15 protein-coding genes are annotated in these 21,416 nt (G+C 70.4%); 7 read left to right on the top strand and 8 right to left on the bottom strand.

Features of this window, described 5'->3' with window-relative positions:
- Positions 1–240: 240 nt before the first annotated feature.
- Positions 241–1,008, bottom strand: a complete 768-nt coding sequence (locus ACLQ29_RS33400; RefSeq protein WP_425775359.1) for a Crp/Fnr family transcriptional regulator — start codon at positions 1,006–1,008, stop codon at positions 241–243.
- Positions 1,009–1,466: 458 nt separating this feature from the next.
- Between ACLQ29_RS33400 and ACLQ29_RS33395 the strand changes: the two genes are divergently transcribed.
- From ACLQ29_RS33395 to ACLQ29_RS33375, 5 genes are all read left to right on the top strand, one after another.
- A complete protein-coding gene (locus ACLQ29_RS33395; RefSeq protein WP_425775358.1) occupies positions 1,467–2,783 on the top strand; it encodes a hypothetical protein in 1,317 nt (438 codons plus the stop codon).
- The gene (locus ACLQ29_RS33390) at positions 2,780–4,741 is read left to right on the top strand and encodes a caspase family protein (protein ID WP_425775357.1); all 1,962 of its coding nucleotides are present in this window, start codon (positions 2,780–2,782) and stop codon (positions 4,739–4,741) included. Before ACLQ29_RS33395 ends, ACLQ29_RS33390 begins: the two co-directional genes overlap by 4 nt.
- Positions 4,738–8,697 (top strand): CHAT domain-containing protein, encoded by a 3,960-nt coding sequence (locus ACLQ29_RS33385; protein WP_425775356.1) that lies wholly within the window; start codon positions 4,738–4,740, stop codon positions 8,695–8,697. Before ACLQ29_RS33390 ends, ACLQ29_RS33385 begins: the two co-directional genes overlap by 4 nt.
- Before the next feature lie 151 nt (positions 8,698–8,848).
- A complete protein-coding gene (locus ACLQ29_RS33380; RefSeq protein ID WP_425775355.1) occupies positions 8,849–9,361 on the top strand; it encodes a SigE family RNA polymerase sigma factor in 513 nt (170 codons plus the stop codon).
- A complete protein-coding gene (locus ACLQ29_RS33375) occupies positions 9,348–10,115 on the top strand; it encodes a hypothetical protein (protein ID WP_425775354.1) in 768 nt (255 codons plus the stop codon). Before ACLQ29_RS33380 ends, ACLQ29_RS33375 begins: the two co-directional genes overlap by 14 nt.
- Before the next feature lie 63 nt (positions 10,116–10,178).
- Here the strand turns inward: ACLQ29_RS33375 and ACLQ29_RS33370 are convergent, their stop codons facing one another.
- Complete coding sequence (locus ACLQ29_RS33370) at positions 10,179–11,414, bottom strand: hypothetical protein (protein WP_425775353.1); 1,236 nt, start codon at positions 11,412–11,414, stop codon at positions 10,179–10,181.
- 273 nt (positions 11,415–11,687) lie between these two features.
- Here ACLQ29_RS33370 and ACLQ29_RS33365 point away from each other — a divergent pair, with 273 nt between their 5' ends.
- Positions 11,688–17,729 carry a DUF4011 domain-containing protein gene (locus tag ACLQ29_RS33365; RefSeq protein ID WP_425775352.1) on the top strand — a complete coding sequence of 2,014 codons (6,042 nt, stop codon included), beginning with the start codon at positions 11,688–11,690 and terminating at the stop codon, positions 17,727–17,729.
- A 24-nt stretch (positions 17,730–17,753) separates the two neighbouring features.
- Here the strand turns inward: ACLQ29_RS33365 and ACLQ29_RS33360 are convergent, their stop codons facing one another.
- Both ACLQ29_RS33360 and ACLQ29_RS33355 read right to left on the bottom strand, forming a co-directional pair.
- On the bottom strand, positions 17,754–18,305 hold the full coding sequence (locus ACLQ29_RS33360; RefSeq protein WP_425775351.1) for a GNAT family N-acetyltransferase: 552 nt from the start codon (positions 18,303–18,305) through the stop codon (positions 17,754–17,756).
- A 107-nt stretch (positions 18,306–18,412) separates the two neighbouring features.
- Positions 18,413–18,967 (bottom strand): Uma2 family endonuclease, encoded by a 555-nt coding sequence (locus ACLQ29_RS33355; protein WP_425775350.1) that lies wholly within the window; start codon positions 18,965–18,967, stop codon positions 18,413–18,415.
- A gap of 152 nt (positions 18,968–19,119) precedes the next feature.
- On the opposite strand from ACLQ29_RS33355, the gene ACLQ29_RS33350 reads away from it, so the two are divergent.
- Positions 19,120–19,302: a hypothetical protein gene (locus ACLQ29_RS33350; RefSeq protein WP_425775349.1), complete on the top strand. Its 183-nt coding sequence runs from the start codon at positions 19,120–19,122 to the stop codon at positions 19,300–19,302.
- On the opposite strand, the gene ACLQ29_RS33345 is transcribed toward ACLQ29_RS33350, so the two are convergent.
- From ACLQ29_RS33345 to ACLQ29_RS33330, 4 genes are read right to left on the bottom strand one after another with little or no spacing between them, the layout of a single operon-like run.
- Complete coding sequence (locus ACLQ29_RS33345; RefSeq protein WP_425775348.1) at positions 19,284–19,568, bottom strand: hypothetical protein; 285 nt, start codon at positions 19,566–19,568, stop codon at positions 19,284–19,286. The genes ACLQ29_RS33350 and ACLQ29_RS33345 overlap by 19 nt on opposite strands.
- Positions 19,568–20,713: a WXG100 family type VII secretion target gene (locus ACLQ29_RS33340; RefSeq protein ID WP_425775347.1), complete on the bottom strand. Its 1,146-nt coding sequence runs from the start codon at positions 20,711–20,713 to the stop codon at positions 19,568–19,570. The genes ACLQ29_RS33345 and ACLQ29_RS33340 overlap by 1 nt, the downstream gene beginning before the upstream one ends.
- Positions 20,710–21,030, bottom strand: coding sequence for a type VII secretion target (locus tag ACLQ29_RS33335; protein ID WP_425775346.1), 321 nt, complete (start codon positions 21,028–21,030; stop codon positions 20,710–20,712). The genes ACLQ29_RS33340 and ACLQ29_RS33335 overlap by 4 nt, the downstream gene beginning before the upstream one ends.
- Positions 21,017–21,415 (bottom strand): YbaB/EbfC family DNA-binding protein, encoded by a 399-nt coding sequence (locus ACLQ29_RS33330; RefSeq protein WP_425775345.1) that lies wholly within the window; start codon positions 21,413–21,415, stop codon positions 21,017–21,019. The genes ACLQ29_RS33335 and ACLQ29_RS33330 overlap by 14 nt, the downstream gene beginning before the upstream one ends.
- Position 21,416: the final 1 nt, after the last annotated feature.

The raw sequence follows: 21,416 nt of genomic DNA, 5'->3' as shown, positions 1-21,416 counted from the left end.
GGACCGAGGATCGGTCAGTGGCGACGTTCTCTTCCCGGCCGATCCCGTGCACGGTACTGGGATGTGCGGCATGGAGAAGGCATGAATAGGGAGAGGTTCGTGGTGCTCAATGTGACGTTATGAATGTTTGCCGCGGTGCAGCGGTCGTCGCGTCGACCAAAGGTGTCAAAGGCTCGACCGAACGGATATCGAAAGCGGGGTCGGTCCAGCACCGATCATGCGACCCGGACGAACGTTCGGCTACGAAATCCGGTCGGGAGGCTCGTGGGCCATCCGCCGCAGGGCGGCCGGATCCAGAATCGCAATGCGGCGATAACCGGAGCGGATCAGGTCCGCCTTCCGCAGCGCTCGCAACGCCTTGTGGACGGTAGCCTCCGCCGCGCCGACCATTGTCGCCAACTCCGGCTGACTCAACGGCACGTCGATGACCACGCTGCCGTCGTCAGCCTGCCGCCCGTGCGTTCGGGTGATCTCGGCCAGGACCCGGGCCACCCGCATCTCCACCGGGTAGGCGACGAAGTCGGCGCGGCGCTGGTTGGCCCAGCGCAGTCGCTCGGCCACGGTCGTGGTGACCAGCCGGGCGGCCTCGGGATGCCGATTGAGGACGTGGCGGAAGGCCTCGGCGGTGACCAGGCACCCGGTCACCACGCCGCAGGCGGTGACGCTGGCCATGCGGGGCAGATCGGCGAGGGCCGCCGACTCTCCGACGATGTCGCCCGCGCCGCGAATGGCGACCAACGCCTCCACGCCCTCCACGTTGTTCGTCACCTTCACGAAACCACTGATCAGGAAAATCACGTACGTGTCGGTGCCACCCTCGAGGAGCAGGAGGTCGCCCGGCTCGTAGCGGCAGGCGTGGCCGCGGCCGAGTAGCTCCTCGCGGATGGCGCTCGGCAGTCGGGCGAGGAATCCTCGCGCGGGTGGCGGGTCCGAGCGTCGTACGACACCGTCCACCGCCACCTCGCCTGGCCCGCCGACACCCCCGATGATCCGCCAAGTCTGGGGCACCGGGCCGCGGCCTGCAACGGCTCGATGGTGGACGGTCGCCTCGCCGACCAACGATCGTGGTGGGGCTGTTGACGTTCGTGCTCCCACTGGCTCCCCCTCGCGTACGCCGACGCGTCCGACTCTCGCACCTGCGGCGCCGCGCGATCCCGGATTAGTACGGGATTTCCGCCCGCGACCCGGGGGATTATGAAGATGTGTACGAAAGGGCGAGGGATCGCCCACCCGACCGAATGCTTCGCCTGTCGGCTGGCTGACACAGGTGTTCGGCCGCGCAGTCGGTCGGTAATGATCGGGCTCCTCGCCAATTGGTATGGACGTGCTCGGTCGTAACGGGCGCGGAACGGTGGCCGGGATATCGGTCGTATCGCCGGCGTGACAGGCGTGGCATGGACGACTCGGTCCGTCGCTACTGATCCGATCTCGCCGGATAGTGATCGACCAACTGAGCTGGAGGACAGATGAACGGGGACGACTGGGCGTTGCCCGAGGACGAGCCGCTGCGGGCGTCCGACGTTCTGGCTCGCTCGTTACTGCGACCGAGCCAGAACCGGGATCCCGACGAACCGGATTCGCCGTTCGGGCCGGCGGGGGTCACCTGCGGTCGTCCGCTGCTCTTTCCGGTGGCGGGGGAGGATCTGCCGAAGCCGCTGCGGCTGCGGGCCGAGGTGTCCGGACGTCGATACTTCGGCCTGTTGGCCGCGTTCGACCTGGACGAGTTGGCGGACGGCCGGCGCTACACGTCGGTCCGCTTCGAGATCGCCTTCGACACCGAGGACGCGGTCGCTGTGCGGCTGGACAGCGACGGCGGGGCGCTCGGGCTGACCTACGGTCAGGGCCCGCCGCGCCCGGTCACCGTCGCGGCTGACCGTGCGGTCCTGGCTGGTGTCGCCCGGCCGGGCTGGTTGGCGCGGATGGCCCCGCGAGCCGGTCGCCCCCGGGCCTGGTCCTTCGGCATGCACCGGAACCGATTCGGCTGGACCTATGCCGACCCGTCCGGGCGGATGTTCCTTCCGCTGACGTACGGCATGCACGCGCTCGTCGAGGTGCCGGCGTCGGTGGCGGTCCTGTCCGGGCGCATCGGACTGCGTGTCGAGACACTGGGGACCTGGCGCGACCGGTCCATCCGACGGCAGGCGACCCTCCAGGACGCCGTGGTGTTTCACGAGGCCCTACCGGGGCACGTCGAAGCGAGCACCGCCGCCGTGCGCCTCTGCATGGCAGCCGATGTGGCGAGCTACAGCCAGCGACCGAACCATCTGGCCGAGCGCACCCAGTCCTGGCTCGTGCAAGCGCTCGCCGACGCGCGTCGTGCCGCCGGTCTCGACGAATCGGCGGTGGCGGTGCAGGCCCAGGGCGACGGGCAGTTCGCCGTCCTGCCCGTCGGCATCGACGAGTCCACGGTGATCCCGCGGTTGGTGGGTGGCCTGGCCGACGCCCTGCGCCGAACGAACATCGGTCTCGGTCCGGCGGAGCGGGTGCGGCTGCGCGTCGCCCTGCACCGGGGGTTGATGAAGCCGGCCGACAGTGGCTGGGTCGGTGCCGCGGCGATCGCTGTGCACCGGATCCTCGACAGCCCCCCACTGCGCGCGGCGCTGCGGGACAACCCTGGCGTCGACTACGTCCTCGGTCTCCCCGACGTGCTGTACCGGGACGTCATCCGACACTCCGCGTTGCCGCCGTTGCCCGACGCGTTCACCGAGGTCACCGTCGACCTGCCCGAGAAGCAGTTCGTCGAGCACAGTTGGCTGCACGTTCCGACGGGGAACGAGACATGACCAGGCGGGTCTTCGCGCTGTTGGTCGGGATCGATCGCTATCTGGCCGCCTCACCGCTGCAGGGGTGCGGCAACGACGTGCGGGTGGTGGAGGAGTTCCTGCGCGTCCGTGTCCGGGGCCACGGGCGACCGGACCTCCGCGTCCTGAAGAACGAGCAGGCCACCCGGGACGCGGTCATCGCCGGGCTGCGCGACCACCTGGGCCAGGCGGGGCCCGGCGACACCGCGCTGTTCTGGTTCAGCGGCCACGGGTCGCGGGCGAAGGTCCCCGACGGGCTGTGGCACCTGGAGCCGAGCGGGACGATGCAGACGCTGATCTGCCACGACAGCCGCCACGGCGACGTGGCAGATCTCTGGGACAAGGAACTGTCCCTGTTGCTCAGCGCTATCGCCGTGACCGGGTGTCACGTGGTCGTCGTGGCCGACAGTTGTCACTCGTTCGGTGTCACCCGCGACACGATTCGGGCCGTGCCGCCGCTGACGACCGCCCCGAAGATCGATTCGCTGCTGCCGGAGCTACGCCGCCTCGCGGCCCTGCCTCCGGTCGAGCATGTGGAGCTGGCCGCGTGCGCGTCGGGTGAGTCGGCCGTCGAGACGTGGGCCGACGGAGAAGAGCACGGCTTGTTCAGTTGGTCCCTGGTGAGCGCCATGCGACGGCTCGGCCCGTCGGCGACCTACCGCGAGTTGTTGACGGCCGCGCGGTGCGACGTGGAACGGCATGCCTACCAGCAGGTCCCACAGTTGGAGCCGGTCACTCCCGGCATCGCGGACCAGCCGTTTCTGGGCGGTCGGATCAGCCCGTCGGCGACCGGCATGCGGATGCGGCGAGTCCGGGGCGACTGGGAGATCGATGCCGGCTCCTGCCACGGGCTGTCGATAGGTCCCGACAACGACGACGTCCGGGTGGCCGTACCCGGTCCGGAGTTGCGTGAGGCGCGCGTGGTGCGGGTCCACCCGGAGCGCAGCGTCGTCCGACCGCTCGGCTGGGAGCCCGACGAGGATCTCCAGTATCCGGTCGTCGTCAGCCGGGTGCCCACCCCGGCGGTCACAGTCGTTGTCGAGGGCGAACACGCGTCAACGGGGGATCAGGTGCTGGCGGCGCTGGCGACGATGGGACCGGGTGGCGGCCCGTCTCCTCATCTGCGCACGGTGAGCAGTCCCGAGAGGCAGACGCCGGAGCTGGTCATCGACGTCCTCAAGCCGGGCCGTGTGCGGATCCGCGACGGGGAGGGCGCCGCGCTCTGCGACGAGATGACCGACATTCAGCGTGACGGTGGCCGTCGGGTCGCGGCGGCGCTCGAGCACCTGGCCCGAGTTCGTCGGGTCAAAGCTCTGGTGAATCCGTTCTCCGCGCTTGTCGACGCGGTGTCCGTGGAGCTTGTCGACGCGTTCGCGGGCGAGCTCACCGCACCCTTGGACAGACCTGCGCTGCGTCCGAGCGAGGACGGCGCCGTGCACCTGCGGTACCGGCAGGAGCACGGGCGCTGGGTACCGCCGACGATCTTCGTGCGCCTCCGCAACGACAGTGACCGCCCCCTGTACTACGTACTGTTGAACATCACGGAGAAACACCGCGTCCACGCCGGGCTCTTCCCCGGCGCCCAGGTCGCGCCCGGGCGCGTCGGCGCGGCGCTGTACGGGCGGCCCGTCGAGCTGCGGCTCCCGGTCGGCACGCCGGTCGAAGAGGGCGCCACCACCCAGGACTGGCTGGTGTTGCTTGCCGCGGAGAAGGAGTTCAGCTCGTCGCCGTTCGAGTTGCCCGCGGTCGACGAGGCCTGGCCCGGCCGGACGCGGGCGCCGCTCGCCGTGTCCGGCCTGCTGGGTCGACTGGGTCTGGCCGCCGTGCACCGCGACGCCGGGGGCACCGCGGACAGCGCCTGCGACTGGGTCACCCTCGCGGTGCCGGTGGTGACGCGGGTGCCGGCGGCGCGGGACGAGAAGGTGAGCGCGAGCGGGTGACCACCGTGGACAGCACGAACAGTGTGCCCCTCGACGAGTGGGTCGCCCACCTGATCGCGCTCATCGCGGACCCGCCGCCAGACCTGGACCTCGCCGAGCTGACCGGGATGCTCGGGCAGGCGTACCTGGAATGGTACGAGGCGGAACCGGACGAGGGTCTCCTCACCGTCGCGATCGCGCACCTCGACCGGGCGATCGACGGCGCACCACACCACGATCAGGCGGTGCTCTGGCACGCGGGGCTTGGTCTGGCCCATGCCGAACGGGCACGCCTCGGTGCGGGTTCGACCGACCACGACCAGGCCATCGGTCATCTGACCGCCGCCTATCAGGGCTGGCCGGCGGATGATCCCGAGCGTGACCTCGTGGCCGTGGACCTGCTCGAGGCGACCTGGGACCGGTTCCTGGGGCGGTGCCTGGACGACAGGCGACCTCCCCAGGCCGCCGCGGCGGACGCGGACGAGGTGGTGGCCGCGATCGAGGCCATTCGCGTGAGTTCCACGGCCACCGACCTCGCCGCGTACGTGCAGATGTTTCGCGGGATGGCGCTCCTGGCCCGCTACGACTGCGGCGGCGAGCGGGAGCAGGATCTGGAGCACGGCATCGACGTCCTCTCGGCCGCCCTCGCGCAGCTGCCAGCGGACATCACTGCGGGGTACGCCACCGCCTCTGCCGACCTGGCGGCGGCCCATCTGGACATGGCCGGACTGCGGGAGGACCCCGGCAGTGTGGAGCTGGCCGCCACCGTGGCAGACCGTGGCATCGACGCCAGCGGACCCGGGCAGCCTGGCTGGCTCAGCCTGCACCGCTGCCGGGCCACGGCGTGCGAGGTCCTGTGGGACCTCGGCGAGGATCCGGGCGACCTCGGCAAGGCGATCGGGAGCTGGCGAACTGTTGCCGAGGATGACGCTGACCCGACCGTGGCGGTCACCCTCGCCGAGCTGCTGCGCGGCGGTGCGGAACACGCCAGCGACCCGAGCGGTCTCGCGGAGGCCGTCACCCTGTTGGAGCAGGCCCTACCCTCGATCGGGCAGCAGGCGCCCGGGTGGCGGCAGCTCGCCGAGACCCACCGGCTGAACTGGCAGCTCACCCGCGGCCGGGCCAGCCTCGACGCCGCCGCCCGCGCTGTCGAACACGCCCTCGCCGCCGCGGACACCGACGACGACGTCCTGGCGGCGCACACCACGCGTCTGGTCCTCGCCACAGAAGCGCTCGAGTACGACGCCGCCCAGGAGGCAGCCGCAGCGCAGACAAGCCTCGACCACCTGGTAGCCGCGCTTGACGAAGCAGACCAGGTGCTGGACAACCGCGGGTCCGCGACGACCCGCGCACGTGTCCATCTCGCCACGGTGCTGGTCTACGCGGACTTCGCTCGCTTCAGCGAGGCAGAAGACGCGCTCGACCTGCCGAGACTGCGCCACCTGATCACGCTGGGTCGAGCGCTTGGCGCCGACGCTCCGCCGCGCCTCGCGGGGTTTCTCGACATGGCGGAGGGGATAGTGGAGCAGGCCGCCAACGCCAGCTCCGCGACGGGGGACTCGAACACGGCCGTGGAGGCGTTGCTGCGGGCTGGGCGGGACGAGAGCTTCAGCAAGGTCAGCGGCGACCGGATACCGGCGCTGCTCTCCTTCGCCCTGCAAACTCGTGCGTCCCGGTTGGGAGATCTGCGCGGGTCTCGTGCCGCCGGCAACCTGACGACGGACGGGGTCGCTGACGGTCGGCCGCAGGACCCGTTCACCGCTGAGTGGCGGGTGTGGGCAGCCGCCATGGTGGCGTTCCAGCGGGCGCGGCAGGGTGATGTCGTCGGTCTGCGGAGGGCGATCGCACACGCCGGGGCGCTGGCACGTCGACTCGGATCCTCGTTCGAGAACGACACGTCGTATCGACTGGCCATGCGCGTCCTTGACGACATGGTGACGGTAGGAACAGGAAGGGGAGAGGTGCGGCCACGCTCACCCGTGCCACTGCCGGCCAGGCAGCTGACGCATCGGGAACTGGGTGTGACGGTACTTGTCGGCGCAACCCAGGTAGCCGCGGCGCTACGACGTGGGGACCTGCCGCTGCTGCGCAGGTGGGCCGACCACCTCGCCGCCCTGGCGCACCGGTTGGAGCCCGGACACACCGCTCGTTTCGTGAGTCTGGCCGTCGCTGCCCAGGCCGAACTCGGCGCGGCGAGCAGGCTTGGCGACCGGGCGGCCGCAGCCCGCGCCGTCCCACACTTCGAAGCGGCGACGGCCGAGTCCGGCGGCCCGGCGAACGCGCTCTGGACCGATCTGACCCGCGACCACGCCGAGGCGCTGCGCAGGTCCGGCGACCCGGATCGGGCCCGAACCCGGCGCCTTGGACTCGCCGCGCTGCACGGCCACGCCCGGCGGGTCCTGTTGCAGGCCGGCACCGATCACGCGATGGACATCGCCCGAGTGGCCGCCGCCGACGCCACGACAGTTGTCCGGTGGTGCCTGCAGGACCGGGCCGACGACGACCTGATCACCGCCCTGGACGCCGGACGGGGGCTCGTCCTGCACGCCGCCACCGCGTCCCGCACGATCGCCGACTCGCTTCGGGAGGCCGGCCACCCGGACCTGGCTGAGGAGTGGCGGCAGACCGCGGGCCTGGGACGCGATCAGGCCACCGGTGACCCGCTCGGCGCGCTTCTCACGGCCGGCGAGGTGCCCGACGACCTACGGCCGCGCGTCCTGCGTGCCCTGGAGAACGCCGGTACGAGCGCGCAGGGCCTGCTGGCCCAGGTGCCCGTCGCGGAGATCCGCGCCGCGCTCACCGAGCTCGACCTGGATGCGCTCGTCTACCTGGTGCCGGCCGCGCGTCCGGTGCCGGGGTTCGCGGCCATCGTCCCCGCGACCGGGAAGATCGAGGTGATCGAACTGCCCGCTCTCGTGGTCGGCGACGGATCGCCGATGCAGAAGCTCCTCCAGGCGGCGCTGGGTCCGGCCGTGACGGGACGCGAAGCGGACACCCGGAAAAGCCGGCCACGAGACGCCGGCCCGGTCGGCGCGCCGGTGCCGCCGTCGGTGGGGGCCCGAATGGATGATCTCTGTCGCTGGGCGTGGCGGGCGGCGATGGCCCGGCTCGTCGCCGAGACCCGGTCAATGCGCCAGTCGGCGCCCCCGCGGCTGGTGCTCATCCCGATGGGCGCCCTCGGGCTCGTACCCTGGCACGCCGCATACCAGAACACCCCAACAGGCCGGCGGTACGCGGTGCACGACCTCGTCCTGTCCTACAGCCCGTCGGCCCGCATGCTCTGTACGGCAGCGGCTCGGCCGCCACGCCCGATCCAGTCGACACTCGTCGTCGGGGACCCGCTCGGCGACCTGCCCTTCGCCGGCATCGAGGCGCGAGCGATCCACAAGCGGTTCCACCAGGAGGGCCAGTACCTCGGCGGCCCCGAGGAGGGGCCGGACCGGATCGCCCACCCCGACAGTGTCCTGGAGTGGATCAGAGCCGTCGGTGGACTGGGGGCGTCCCTGTTGCATCTGGCCTGTCACGGACGCGTCGATCCGGTTCGGCCCGCGGACTCCTATCTCGTGCTCGCGGGGGGTCAGCTGCCCGCGCGCCAACTGCTGGAGGTGTCCCGACTCGCCGCCCTCGAACTCGGCCACGTGTTCCTGGCCGCCTGCACCACGAACCTGGTGGGGGCCGACTACGACGAAGCCTTCAGCCTCGCCACCGCGTTCCTCGCCGCCGGCGCTCACACGGTCTTCGGGTCGTTGTGGTCGGTGCCCGACGTGGGCACGTCCCTGCTGATGTATCTCGTGCACCACTTCCTGTACGAGGAGGGCCACAAACCTGCCGACGCCCTGCACCGCGCCCAGTTGTGGATGCTGGACCCGGCCCGGCAGCCGCCCGACGGCATGCCGGCCGAGTTGGCCGCCCAGTGTGATCGCCCGGACAACGCCGCGCCGCTGAGCTGGGCCGCCTTCACGCATCTCGGGCGATGACCTGCGACCTCGTGACCGACGCCGCCGCCGGGGTCGCGCTGCCGGAGAACCCCTTCCACGTACGCCGTTGAGCAAACCGTCACGCGATGCCCCAACCGGAGTGGCCTCTGGTTCGTCCAAGATACTGAGGACAACACCGAGGGGACCCGTTGTGGCCGGTTGGGAGCAGGTGCTGACGGACCTCGTCAGCACCAGAGGCGCGGCGCTGAAGCGCTACGCCTACCTGCTGTGCGGCAACAGCAGCGACGCCGAAGACCTGGTGCAGGACGCGTTGGTCCGGGCGTTCACCCGGCCGCGACGCGACGCGATTGACAACCCCGAGCAGTACGTCCGCAAGGCCGTACTCAACCTCTACCTCGACCGGGTCCGCCGGCGCGGCGTGTGGCAGCGGGTAATGCCGTTCGCGGTGGCACCGGACCGGATCGAGGACGACTCGCCTGCCGTCGATGCCCGACACGACCTACGGGCGGCGCTCCTGGCCCTCACCCCACGACAACGGGCGTGTGTGGTCCTCTACTACCACGTTGATCTACCCATTCCGGAAATCGCCCTACAACTCGGCTGCGCCGCCGGCACGGTGAAACGCTACCTGCACGACGGGAGACGTCGCCTGGCCGGGCTGCTGGATGACGACGCCAGGGAGGACGACTGTGCCGTCCGATGATCGTCTGTGGCGGGAGCGCCTGGCAAGCTTGGCAGACCAGGCCGCTCCGCCGTCGCTTGCCACCGATCGCCTGCGTGCACGCATCCGGCGACGGCGCGGTCTGTTGGCGGCGAGCACCGGCGCCGCGTCGATCATGGTGGTCTCGCTGGTGACGGTCGCCGCGGCCGGGATCGTCGGTGGCGGTGATCCGATCGGCACGGGCGCCACGCCCGGACCGTCGACTTCCGCCGGGCCCACCGCCACCACCGAAAAGGAGCCTGGGGTGTACGTCTGCGGCGACCGCTACGACCACCCCGGCTCAACTTCGGAAGGCATCCTCACGGCAGAGGTGTCCTCGGTCGCCAAGGTGAATGGCCACTCGGGTCCCGCGGTAACGGTGACATTCGTCGCCACGCGGGCGGTCCAGGTGATCTCCAGTCCGCCGTCACTCCTTCAGGTGCTCTACCTGAAGGACGGCGTCATTGTCGGTGGAGGGCCGATGGTCAACAATCCGGGCGACACCAGGGCCCAGAGCGTCGACGCGATCGGATATGGGTTCGTTCTCGCTCCCGGCAAACCTCACCAACAGCAGCTCGGTCCGCGAGAGCTGCTGTGCCCATCCCTGACCTGGTCCGAGATCTGGGCCGAGCCCGATCGCTACGAGGTCGCCGTGGTGCTCGGCCTGCTCGAAGACCGCGGGGAGGACCTCGTTCTCAATGTTCCGCTCCCGCACGCTGTCGGCTCGCTGGTGGTGAAAGCGGCACTGCCGGGCTGAAACAACGCGCTCCCCGCGCAGCCCCGACTACAGGGCCCCGCAGGGAGTGCGTCGATGTCAGAGTCAGGGCGCGAGTGACATTCCGAAGATGTTGAAGATGGCCGGCGCCTCCGTCCACCTCATCATCGTGCCGTTGCCCGCGCTCGCGATTCCGCGAGCCTGACGAACGTTGGCACTGACGTTGAACACAAGTCCTCCGCTGTCACCGCCTCGAACCGCCTGGAGGCCGTCACGTTGCTGGCCCTCGACGCCGCCGTGAGTGATGCCATTGGACCCCACCCAGGTGAGCCAGCTCTTGGTCACCTGGATGCCGCACACGACACCGGAGACATAGCCCGTGTGGCAGACCCAGTCTCCGGCGTAGGAGAGAGCAGAACTGGTCACGTCGTTGACCGTGTAGTTGCCCGGCTTTCCGTCCCACGTCCGGCTTGCTGTCGTGCCCGTGGAGGAGGTGTCGATTGCCACCGCGTCGTAGTAGTCGGATCGGGTGGTGGTAACTCCGATCTTGTTGCGTCCACCGCCCTCCCACCCGGTGTAGACCGTCACGCTGTTGGCGAAACAGTGCGCAGCCGTGATGAGGAAGGACCGCCCGTCGGAGTTCCGGCGGGCAGGCAGCCCGGACGAGCAGTCGTATCCCTGGCTCTGCGTTGTTCCGGGCCTGGTCAGGGCTGCGCCGGAGATCCACTGAGGGGTGTCCCGCCGTCGCGACACGTCGGCTGTCGCGGGAGCCGGCTCGACGACGGTAGGAACGCCGACGAGTTCGGCGACGGGCCGCCGGGCGACGGCGGACGGTGTCAACGCCTCCGCAGCGCGTACGACATCCCGGGCACGAACCGTCAGACCACTGCCGTCGGCGGGGACCGCCACGCTCTCGATCGACAGGTCCGCACGCTGCTGCTCGTTGATGAGGCGTTCACTCGCCGCCTTCAACTCGCGGAGAGTGTGACGGCCCTGCTTCAGCTCGATGCGGTCGGCTTTGACCGCTGGGTCGGTCTTCCGCACTGCGGCTAGGAACCCCTTCGCAGCGGCGAGATCGGTCAGATAGATCTTGACCTTTCCGGTCGTTCCGTCCAGTTCGAGACCAGAGAAGGCGCCGCTGTGAGACGCAGTCCCGACCGTAGTGGCTGCATCGGCGATCTGCCGCAGCGGTTGGAGGAGAAGACCCTGCTCGGCGGGCGACATGGCAGCGATTTGCTGGTTCGTCAACTGAGGCGGATCAGCCGCCGCCGGATTGCTCAACATCGCAGTCGTTGCCAGCAAGGTCACCGTTATGACGGCAGCCCCCCGCATTCTGGGCATCCAAGTCTCCTTGTGTCGAGTGGAAACCGGAGCCTATTGGTCCACGATGAGCCTCGATGCCCCGGCGGGCTAACCTGCACAAATGGCGATCTGCCCCACATCAGGTGGGCGGCACGCGATTGGAACGGGGATCCTTTCTGCCATTCCGGTAGCTCGTCGTCGCGGCTCACCTCTCACGACCAGGGTCGGATCGTCGTACGGCCGGGGCCCTCTCCTACGGTCGGCGGACCGCTAGGCTGGCTCTCCACGGTCTCCCCACCTGGAGAAACGCCCATGTCCGACAGCGTTTTCGCGCAGTTCACCGTCGACGACGACCAGCTCGACGTCGGGCTGATCGTGCAGCCGGCGATCAACGCCGCCCTGGTGCACAACCGGGTGCCGCTGGTCCGTCACCTCACGCTCGTCAACCGAGGTGCGGTGCCGCTGACCGATGTCACGGTGACCCTGGAACTGCGCGGCCCGGACGGCGCCCTGACCGAGCCGTGGGTACGGACGCTGACCCAGCCGTTGCGGCCCGGTGCCAGCACGAGCTGGGACGACTTCCGCGACTTCACCCCCGACCGGGTGCTGCTGTACCGCACCGACGAGGCATTCCCGGTCGACTACCGCCTCACCGTCGAAACAGCCGAAACAGCCGAGCCAGCCGACAACGCAGCCGAAACCGCCGACAACGCGGCCGAGGCGGCCGACGCCCCGTTGACGCTTGTCGCCCCGTCCCGGGTGTTGGCGCACAACGAGTGGTTCAACAGCCCCGTCCTGTACGACAGCCTGGCGGCCTTCGTGCAGCCGAACACTCGGGCCGTGGAGGCGGTCCTGCGGTCGGCCGCCCAGCTCCTGCTCGCGCGCACCGGCTCCGGCTCGCTGCAGGGCTACCAGGAGGGCTCGGAACGGGCGGCGCTGATCGCCGGCGCGGTCTACGAGGCGCTGCGCCAACTCGAGATCACCTACCAGACCCTGCCGGCGTCCTTCGAGCACACCGGCCAGAAGGTGCGCACGACGGCGGCGGTGCTCGACGGGCGGCTCGGCAACTGCCTCGACCTGGCCGTCACGTACGCCGCGTGTCTGGAAGCGGCGGGGCTGCACCCGCTCGTCTTCATCAGCGCGGGACACGCCTTCGGCGGCTTCCTGCTGGAGGAGGAACGGCTGGGCTCGGCCGCGGTGACCGAGACCAACCTGCTGATCTCCATGGTGGACTCCGGCCGGGCCGTCCCGGTCGAGCTGACCCGCATCGGGCCGGGCGCGCAGTCGGCGACCTTCACCGAGGCGGTACGCGTCGGGCTCGGCCACTTCCGCGGCGACGGCGACCGCATGCAGGGCGTCGTCGACGTGCACCTGGCCCATCGCTCGGGGATCCGCCCGCTGCCGTCAGCCGACGAGTTGGTCACCACGCCGCTACTCAAGGAAACGACAGCCGAGGCGACGCCACAGACAACAGCGTCCATCGACCTGCCGCCCGGTGTCGCCGCCGCGAAGCTACGCCAGTTCGCCGACGAGGGCGAGGAGGTGCCGCACCAGCCCGACGGGTCGCCTGCGCGCGTCCAGCAGTGGAAGAAGTCGCTGCTCGACCTGAGCCTGCGCAACCCGCTGCTCAACCTGCCCAAGCGCGGCCGTGGCCTGGACCTGCACGTGCCCGCCGGTGCGCTGGCCCTGCTCGACGACCTCATCCACGACGGCCGCCAGGTGCAGGTCATCCCGCAGGACGACATCAGTCACGTCCACGAGCTGGCCGGGACGCGCCGGGCGCAGGACCTCGACGCCGAGATCCTCACCCGGGAGCTGCGTACCGACCGGCGGGTCTACGGCGCGGTCACCGACGCCCGCTACAAGACCGCGATGCGGGCGCTGCAACGCGAGGCGCGCACGATGGAGCAGGAGACCGGCAGCAACTACCTCTACCTGACCATCGGCACACTGGTGCACACGAAGACGACCGGGGGAGAGGCGTACGCGCCGCTGTTCCTCCTGCCGGTGCGCATCGAGGGCGGTAACGGCCGTCGCCCGTACGCGATGGTCATCGACGGCACCGAGGTCGCCAGCCCGAACTACTGCCTGATCGAGTGGTTGCGGGTCAAGCACGGCGTGCGGATCCCGGAGCTGGAGCGACCGGTCCTCGACGAGCACGGCATCGACATCGCCAAGACCCTGGCCGCGATCAACACCGGGCTGCTCGACAACCGGCTCAACTACCGTATCGACGAGACCGCAAGCCTTCGACTTGTGCAGTTCTCCACCTTCCAGATGTGGCGGGACCTCACCGACCACTGGCCCCGGTTCATGGAGAACCCGGTCGTCCGGCACCTTGTCGAGTCCTCCGGCGCCACGTTCGACGATCCCGCCCGCCCGGAGCACGACGTCGAGATCGCCGTCGACGAGGCCGACCTGCACCTGCCCATCCCCGCCGACGGGTCGCAGATGCAGGCCATCGTGCGCGCCGAGCGCGGCCACTCGTTCGTCCTGGAGGGCCCGCCGGGCACCGGCAAGTCCCAGACCATCACCAACATGATCGCCCGGGCGGTCAGCGCGGGCCGGTCGGTGTTGTTCGTCGCCGAGAAGCAGGCCGCGCTGGAGGTGGTGAAGCGCCGCCTCAGGCAGGTCGGCCTCGGGCCGTTCGCGCTCGACCTGCACGGGCGCAAGCAGTCCCTCAACGCGATCCGCCAGCAGCTGCGCGACGCCCTCGACCAGTACGACCAGGGCGGCGACGGCTCGTGGACGGCCGTCGAGACGGCCTACCGGACGCGGCTCGCTCCGCTGGCCGAGTATCCGGCCCAGGTGCACACCGCAAACCCCGTCGGGATGTCGCTCTGGTCGGCCTACGAGCAGACCCTGGCGTACGGGGACGGGCCGGTCGCCCCGATCCCGGTGGCCTACCTGCACGCGCCCGCCCCGGCACGCGCGCAGGTCGAGACGACCCTGCGGGAGTTCCCGGCGGCCGCGCGATCGGCCCGACTCCGGGCCGCGCACCCGTGGGCGCTCAGCGGTTGCCGCACCCTCGACGGGCTGCACGCCGCCGCGGTCACCGAGATCGCCGGTGAGCTCGAACGCCTCCGGGCCGACCTCGCCACCCACCCGCACCTGGTCGAGTTGCTGCGGACGCTGTCCGCCCCGGAGACCGTGAGCGAGTTGCAGGCGGGCGCGTGGCTCGCCGTACGCGGACTGCTGCCGGACCGGCAGACCACCCTGCACGCCAGCGACCGACGGTGGGACGAGGCGGTGGCCCGGCTCCAGGCGGACCTGGCGGCCTTCCGGCAGGGCTTCGCCGGTGAGCTGGCCGACTTCCGGCCGGACGTGTTCGCCCGGCCGGAGTTGACCGCCTGGCACGCCGAGGCGCAGGGGGTGGCCAAGAGGTTGTTCGGCAAGCGCAAGCGTTGGCAGGCCATCGTGGATCGGTTGGCGGTGCACCTGGTCGCCGGTGCGACGCTCGACGTCGATCGGGTGGAGGTCACCAGCGGTCGGCTGGTGGCGGCCCAGGCGCAGGCGGCGGCCCTCGATCAGCAGTGGGTGGCGGTGGGCGGGCTGCGGCTGTCGCAGTGGCGGCCCACGGACCCCGACGCGCAGGAGCGGCTGGCCGAGGCGATCGAGGCGACCCAGGTCGGTCGGACGCTCCTGGCCCGGCATCCGCAGGCCTGGGAGCTGTTCGACGGCGGGTTCACCGATGTCGACGCGGTGTTGCTCGACCGGATCGCCTCGCGGTGGCGGGCCTGGCGCGGGGTGTTGCGCTCCGGCGGGTCGGAGCTGAGCCGGTGGGCCGCCGGTTCGCACTGGGTCGACGCCTGGCAGCGCGACGGCGTGGCCTGGCTGCACGAGTTGCGGAGCGAGGAGTTGTTCCCGCTGCGCCGGTGGGCGACCGTCCTGACCCACGCCGACGTGCTCGCCGCGGCCGGTCTCACCGACTACCAGGACCAGCTACTGCGCGCCGAGGTGGCCGGGCATCTCGCCGAGGAGGTCTACCGGCGTGGAGTCGCCACGGCGTCCCTCGCCGAGCGGATGCGGGCCGGCGGCCTGCAGTACTTCGACCCGGAGCTGCACGACGACGAGATCAGCCAGTTCGAGGCGGCCGCCGGTGAGCTGCGGTCCGCGCTGCCGACGCAGCTGCCGTCGGTGCTGGTCCGCCGCCGCCCCTTCAGCCCGGCCGACAGGCGTGGCCGCTTCGCCGACTTCGCGGCGGAACTCCGCCGCAAGCGGGGCGGGCGGTCCTTCCGGGAGCTGTTCGAGCAGTACCCGGACGCGGTGCTCGCACTGACTCCGTGCGTGCTCGTCAGTCCCGCGTCGGCGGCGAACTTCCTGGCGCCGGCGAGCCAACGGTTCGACCTGGTCATCTTCGACGAGGCCTCGCAGATCCGGGTAGCCGAGGCGATCGGCGCGATGGGCCGGGGCAGCGCCGCGGTGGTGGTCGGTGACTCCCGGCAGATGCCGCCGAGCAGCATCATGCAGGCCAGCCACAGTGTGGACGAGGTCGACGTGGGCAACGGCCCGGTGCCGGAGGACCTGGAGAGCATCCTCAGCGAGGCCGTCGAGTCGGGGCTGCCGCAGCGGTGGCTCTCCTGGCACTACCGCAGTCACGACGAGTCACTCATCGCCTTCTCCAACCGCTACTACTACGACAACAAGCTCTCCAGCCTCCCGTCGCCCGGTGCCGCCAGCTCGGCGGGCGTCAGCTGGCGGCGGGTGGACGGCCAGTACGACCGGGGCGGATCCCGCACCAACGAGGTCGAGGCGAGGGCGATCCTCGCGGACATCAACCGGCGGCTGCACGAGCCGGCGACCACCACCCAGTCCGTCGGCGTGGTCACCTTCAACATCCAGCAGCGGGACCTCATCCTCAACCTGCTGGAGGAGAGCGCCGATCCGATCATCCGCGAGCACCTTTCCGGCGCGGTCGCGGAGCCGATCTTCGTGAAGAACCTGGAGAACGTCCAGGGCGACGAGCGGGACGTCGTCCTGTTCTCCCTGGCCTTCTCCACCAACCCGGAGACCGGTCAGCTTCCGCTGAACTTCGGTCCGCTCAGCCAGGCCGGCGGCGAGCGGCGGCTCAACGTCGCCATCACCCGCGCCCGCCGCCAGGTCGTCCTCTACTCGTCCTTCGACCCGTCGGACATCGACCTGTCCCGTACGTCCGCCTTGGGCACGCAGCACCTGCGGGCGTACTGCGAGATGGCCGCCGCCGGCGCGGAACGCCTGGGTGACCTCACCACCGACCGCACCGAGCGGCGCAGCCGGATCCGCGCGGAGGTGGCCGCGGCGCTGCGCGACCGCGGCCACGAGGTCCGTACGTCGCACGGTCTCTCCGACTTCACCGTGGACATCGCGGTACGCAGACCAGGCGCACCGCTGTGGCAGGTGGCCGTCATGCTCGACGGTCCGGAGTGGGGCGCACGCCCGACGGTGGCCGACCGGGACTCGGCGCCCGCGCTCCTCCGCTCGATCATGGGTTGGCCGGAGGTCGTGCGGTTCTGGCTGCCGGCGTGGATCCACGACCGGTCGGCGCTGCTCGACCGGGTCGACGAAGCGGTCACCCGGGCCGACGCCCCCACGACCGCCGAACCGGAGCCCGACCCGCTGGCGGTCGCCGCGCCGCCCGGGGCCATCGCGCTGCCGCAGCCGCGCTCCGGGACGGGCGTGGAGCCGCCAGGCGCGACCGCTCCCGCCGAGGTGCCACAGCCGCGCCTCGCGGTGGACGAAGAGCCCTTCCTGGACGTCTCGGCGCCACCGGTCACCGCGCTCGCCGCCGCGACCACCGCAGGGGACACCATCACGGTGAGCCCGTTCGTTCCGTACGTCCCGACCCCGCTCGGAGACCAGGCCGACCTCGACCTGCTGGCCACCGATCGGCGGGTACGTGATCTGATGCGGACCGCGCTCCACGAGATCATCGAGGCCGAGGGACCCATCGAACAGCACCGGCTCGCACGCCTCGCCCTCGCCCGGTTCGGTTTCCTCCGGACCCGGGAGGACCGGCGTACCGCCGTGCTGTCGCTCGTCGACTCCCGCCGTCTGTACCCGCACCCGAGCGTGAGCCGGTACGCCTGGCCCGAGGACGCCGACCCGCAGACCTACCGCGCGTACCGGGTCACGCAGGCGAGCAACGACCGCGCGTTCGAGGAGGTGCCACCCGAGGAGGTGGCCAACGCGCTCGTGCACGTGCTGCGGGGCGTACCGAGCATGGACGAGGAACGGCTGCTGCGCGCCGGCCTGGAACGGCTCGGCTACCGCCGCCGCACCGAAAAGATCGACAAACTACTCCGGTACGGGCTGCACGTCGCCGTGACAAGCGGTCGCCTCCGCTTCGACCAGGACGGCCGCCTCACCCAGGGTTGACGAAAGCCCTCACTCGTATCGGTATCAGACCGTGTTTCCGCCCGCGGCGGGTAGCGGCCGTTCGTAACGGCTGACAATGGTGACGGGGCCCTGTTGTTCTCGCTGGCCGGGTGCACCACCCACGGCCACGTCACCGCGGTGGACGAACCCGGAGGCTTCGTAGTAGGCGCGTAGCCGACGATTGGATGCCACGCAGTCCAGTCGGAGGGCATCCCGGCCATCATGACGGGCGGTGTCCGCAGCCCAGGCCAGGATGACGGCGCCGAGACCGCCTGCCCACCGGCACACGGCCATCCTGTGCACGTACGCCGCCTGCCCACTGATGTCGGCCCAGACGGGATCCGCCCAGTCCAGCGTGACGGTCCCGGCGATCCTGTCGCTGATCTCGATCAGCCAGGTCTCACCACGTCGACACGCGTCGTCGATCCAGCCCGCCTCGAAACGCGCGGGCCACTGACTGATCCCGCGTTCGCGCAGCCATGCCGCCGCCTCGTCGAGGACGCGGAGCACGTCGGGTATGTCGTCGACTCCGGCGCGCCGAAAGGTGACCTTGTCGTCGCTGCCACCGCCAACCATCCGGACATGATCGCAGAGACTGCCGAGTGACGGGGCAGGGTGGCACCCACCGAGGACGGTGTTCGACGGCGTGTCGACGCCCGGCAGGTGGCGAGGTCTGGGCCGCCTCAGCCGAGGTCGTGCTCGTCCGGCCGCGTATTGAGGACCCAGGCGAGCGGCATGGTCGCCCGGGTGACGTACTGATCGCCATCCAGGCGGTACATGGTGACGGTCTGCCCTGAATCCTGATCGACCACCCAGTACTGAGGAATGCCGGCAGTGGCGTACTCGCTGCGCTTGGTCACCGTGTCGACACCCTCGGAGCCGGGGGAGACGATCTCGACCACGAGGAGTACGTCGGCGACCGGCAGCCACACACCGTCTGCTTGAGCTTTGCTCCAGATGACCAGGTCTGGGATCCGGCCGCCAATACCGCCGTCACGGCCCGGTATGCGTAACCCGACCGCCTGGGCGATGTGTTCCGCCGGGACACCGCCCTGGGCCAGCCACACCATGAGCCGCGTCGCGATGATCGCGTGGTTGTAGCCCGGCGGCGGCATGATCGAGACGACTCCCTCGGGACTGATTTCGTACCGGTGGTTCTCGTCCGCGGCCATCATCGCCGTCAGGTCGTCGAGCGTCACGACCGTGGGCATGTACCTGCCAACCGCCTCTGAGCTCATGGGCGCATCCTACCGGTTCGCAGCCCACCGCCTGCGGTGATGGACCGCGCGGTGCGCCAGCAACTAGAGCAGGATTGCTCGATCCGTGGGTCTCGGATGCGTAGGTGCGGCCACCCGTTCCTGGTAGGTGGCGGACACCATCGACTTTTTTGGTGCTGCACAGGAGCCGGGCCGGGGAAACCGCCGTCTCCGAAGAGGAGCAGCACATCTTCCGGCAGCGGAGCCTCTGCGACCTACGGCTGCTGGGCGGCCGGCGCTGCCTGCTCCAGGCGGCCATGACGGCGCCTTTCCCGCCACCCACGCCGGTGACCGGGTCCTACGTCACGAGGCGGTAGTCGGGGATGTCACGGTTGCGTTCCTCGGTCGGCTCGTCTGTCGATCGTGCGGTGACGCCGACCGGAATAGGCGCCCGGGACACGTAAATGCCCTCCAGGCAGGTGTCGCACCAGAACGAGACATACCCATACTCGGTCGCGGGCCGCGCCGTGAAGATGATCCGTAGGGTCCGGTGACCGCAGTTCGGGCAGGGAAGTTCCGACGTCGTCGGCAGCGCGCGGTAAACGACGTCATATGCCGCCAACCACTCATCGAACGTGGCCATCAGTGCGCTCCTTCCGGCCTGACCGAGTGGTTGGTCCACCACTCTTCCTCATGGGCGTAGGCCCGATCCTCGAATGCGTCTATCTCATGACGGGTGGCCGGGTACGGGCGACCCTGGCGGAGCTCGGCGACGTGGAACCGCTCATGTTCGAGCGTACGGGCCAGGTCCTCCTCACTGCGGAAGGCTTCTCGACAGAGCATGACCGACTCGTCAGGCTTCGTCAGTCCGCACACACCAGAAACCCGATTGTTGATGGTGAGCCGGATGTCGGAGATATCAATCCCGTACTTGGCGGCGAGGGTCGTCACCGCCTCCATCCTCATCGGCATTCGAGGACCAGCTCCGCGACCGCGAACCCGACTGAGGTCGCCTGGGTCTGCCCCGGCACGTTGGAGTCGACCCAGCGCCTGCTTGAGCTTTTCGATCAGGTCGCCGAGGCGGCGTACCTCCGGGATCAACCGCCGCAGGCTGGCCAGCAGCCCGCGCAGCAGCCGTGCGATCCGCGCACCCCACGACGCCACCAGTGTCGTCACCTGCTCCACCACCAGCGGCGCGGCCAGTCCGCCGGTGATGACGAGTTCGCCCGCGTACACGATGAGACGGGACACGCAGGTGGCGATGGCATCGCGGACCAGGAGCCGGACGGCGGCCACCAGGCCGGCGGCGCCTTCCGTGATCGCGGCCAAGGTGTCGGCGCCCTGGGCGAGGCCGCTGATGGCCTGCTGCTGTTCGCCGGCCCAGGCGCGGTAGGCGGGGCCGGCACTACCGCCCCAGCCGGCGACGTCGTTGCGGACGGCGCGGGTCAGCGCGCCGGCCTCCTCGCGGAGCGAGGCGGCGACGTTGCGCCAGGTCTGGGCGTGTGCGGTGATCTGCGCCGGGTCACCGGCGAGCCAGTCCAGCGCCTCGCTGAGCGGCTTGACGTGCTCGATGAGCCAAGCGATCCCGTACTGGAGCAGGGCGCCGACCGGATCGGAGACGAAGGCGAGGGCGTCCAGGCCGGCGCTCACCACGCCGAGGCTGCCGTCGATCCAACTGCCGTTGCGGACCCCGTGGGCGATGAGTTCGATGTCCTCGCAGATCCACACGCCCGCCCAGGCGCTGGGCGGGGTGTCCGCAGCGGCGGCGACGAGTGGATTGGACGTCACCGCTGCTGCCGCACCCCGTCGAGCAGTTGCCTGGCGTGGGCGTCCGAGTGTCGGTAGCGGTCCGCGCTGGTCCGCAGCCTCCCGGTGGTGTCCCGCACGGACCCGGCTGCAGAGCCGATGCCGTCGACAAGGGTTCGCTGCAGGCCGTCGAGCAGCATCGGCATCATCGCGCAGAGCTGCCCGTAGGCGTCGGTGCCCAACCGGACGTGCTGGCCGGCCTGCTGGGCGGTGTTGAGGCTGTCGGCACAGCGATCGAGACGTGCGGCGTGGGCGGTGAGGTCGTCCGGGTCGACCTCGATGCCGTCACCGGCGGGCATCGTCTGATCCCTGGTCGGGGGGAAGCCGGCTGCGGTACGAGTCGATGATCGCCCGGGTGCTCGCGTCGTCGCCCGATGACTCCGTGGCCGCGTCGCTGACCTGTCGGAGCAGGTCGGCGCGGGCGGCGGTGGTGGTCTCCAGGATCTGCCGAGCGGTGTGCGCCGCGGGTTGTTGCCGGATGAGCTCGTCGAGCCGCAGGTCGACGAGCAGCCCAGCCGAGTCGACGGTGACGTGGACAGTCCGAGCGGCGTTGCGGGCGGTGCCGGTCAGCTCCCGCATCGTCGCCGACAGAGTCCTGGCTCGTTCCGCCCGCTCGGCGAGCGATGATTCCCACTCGTCAAGTCGGCCTTCGGCCGCGTCGAGCGCGGCGTCGTCCACCCACATG

The organism is Micromonospora sp. DT228 (assembly GCF_049841595.1).
GTDB lineage: Bacteria > Actinomycetota > Actinomycetes > Mycobacteriales > Micromonosporaceae > Micromonospora.
This window is presented reverse-complemented; position numbering and strand designations above follow the sequence as displayed.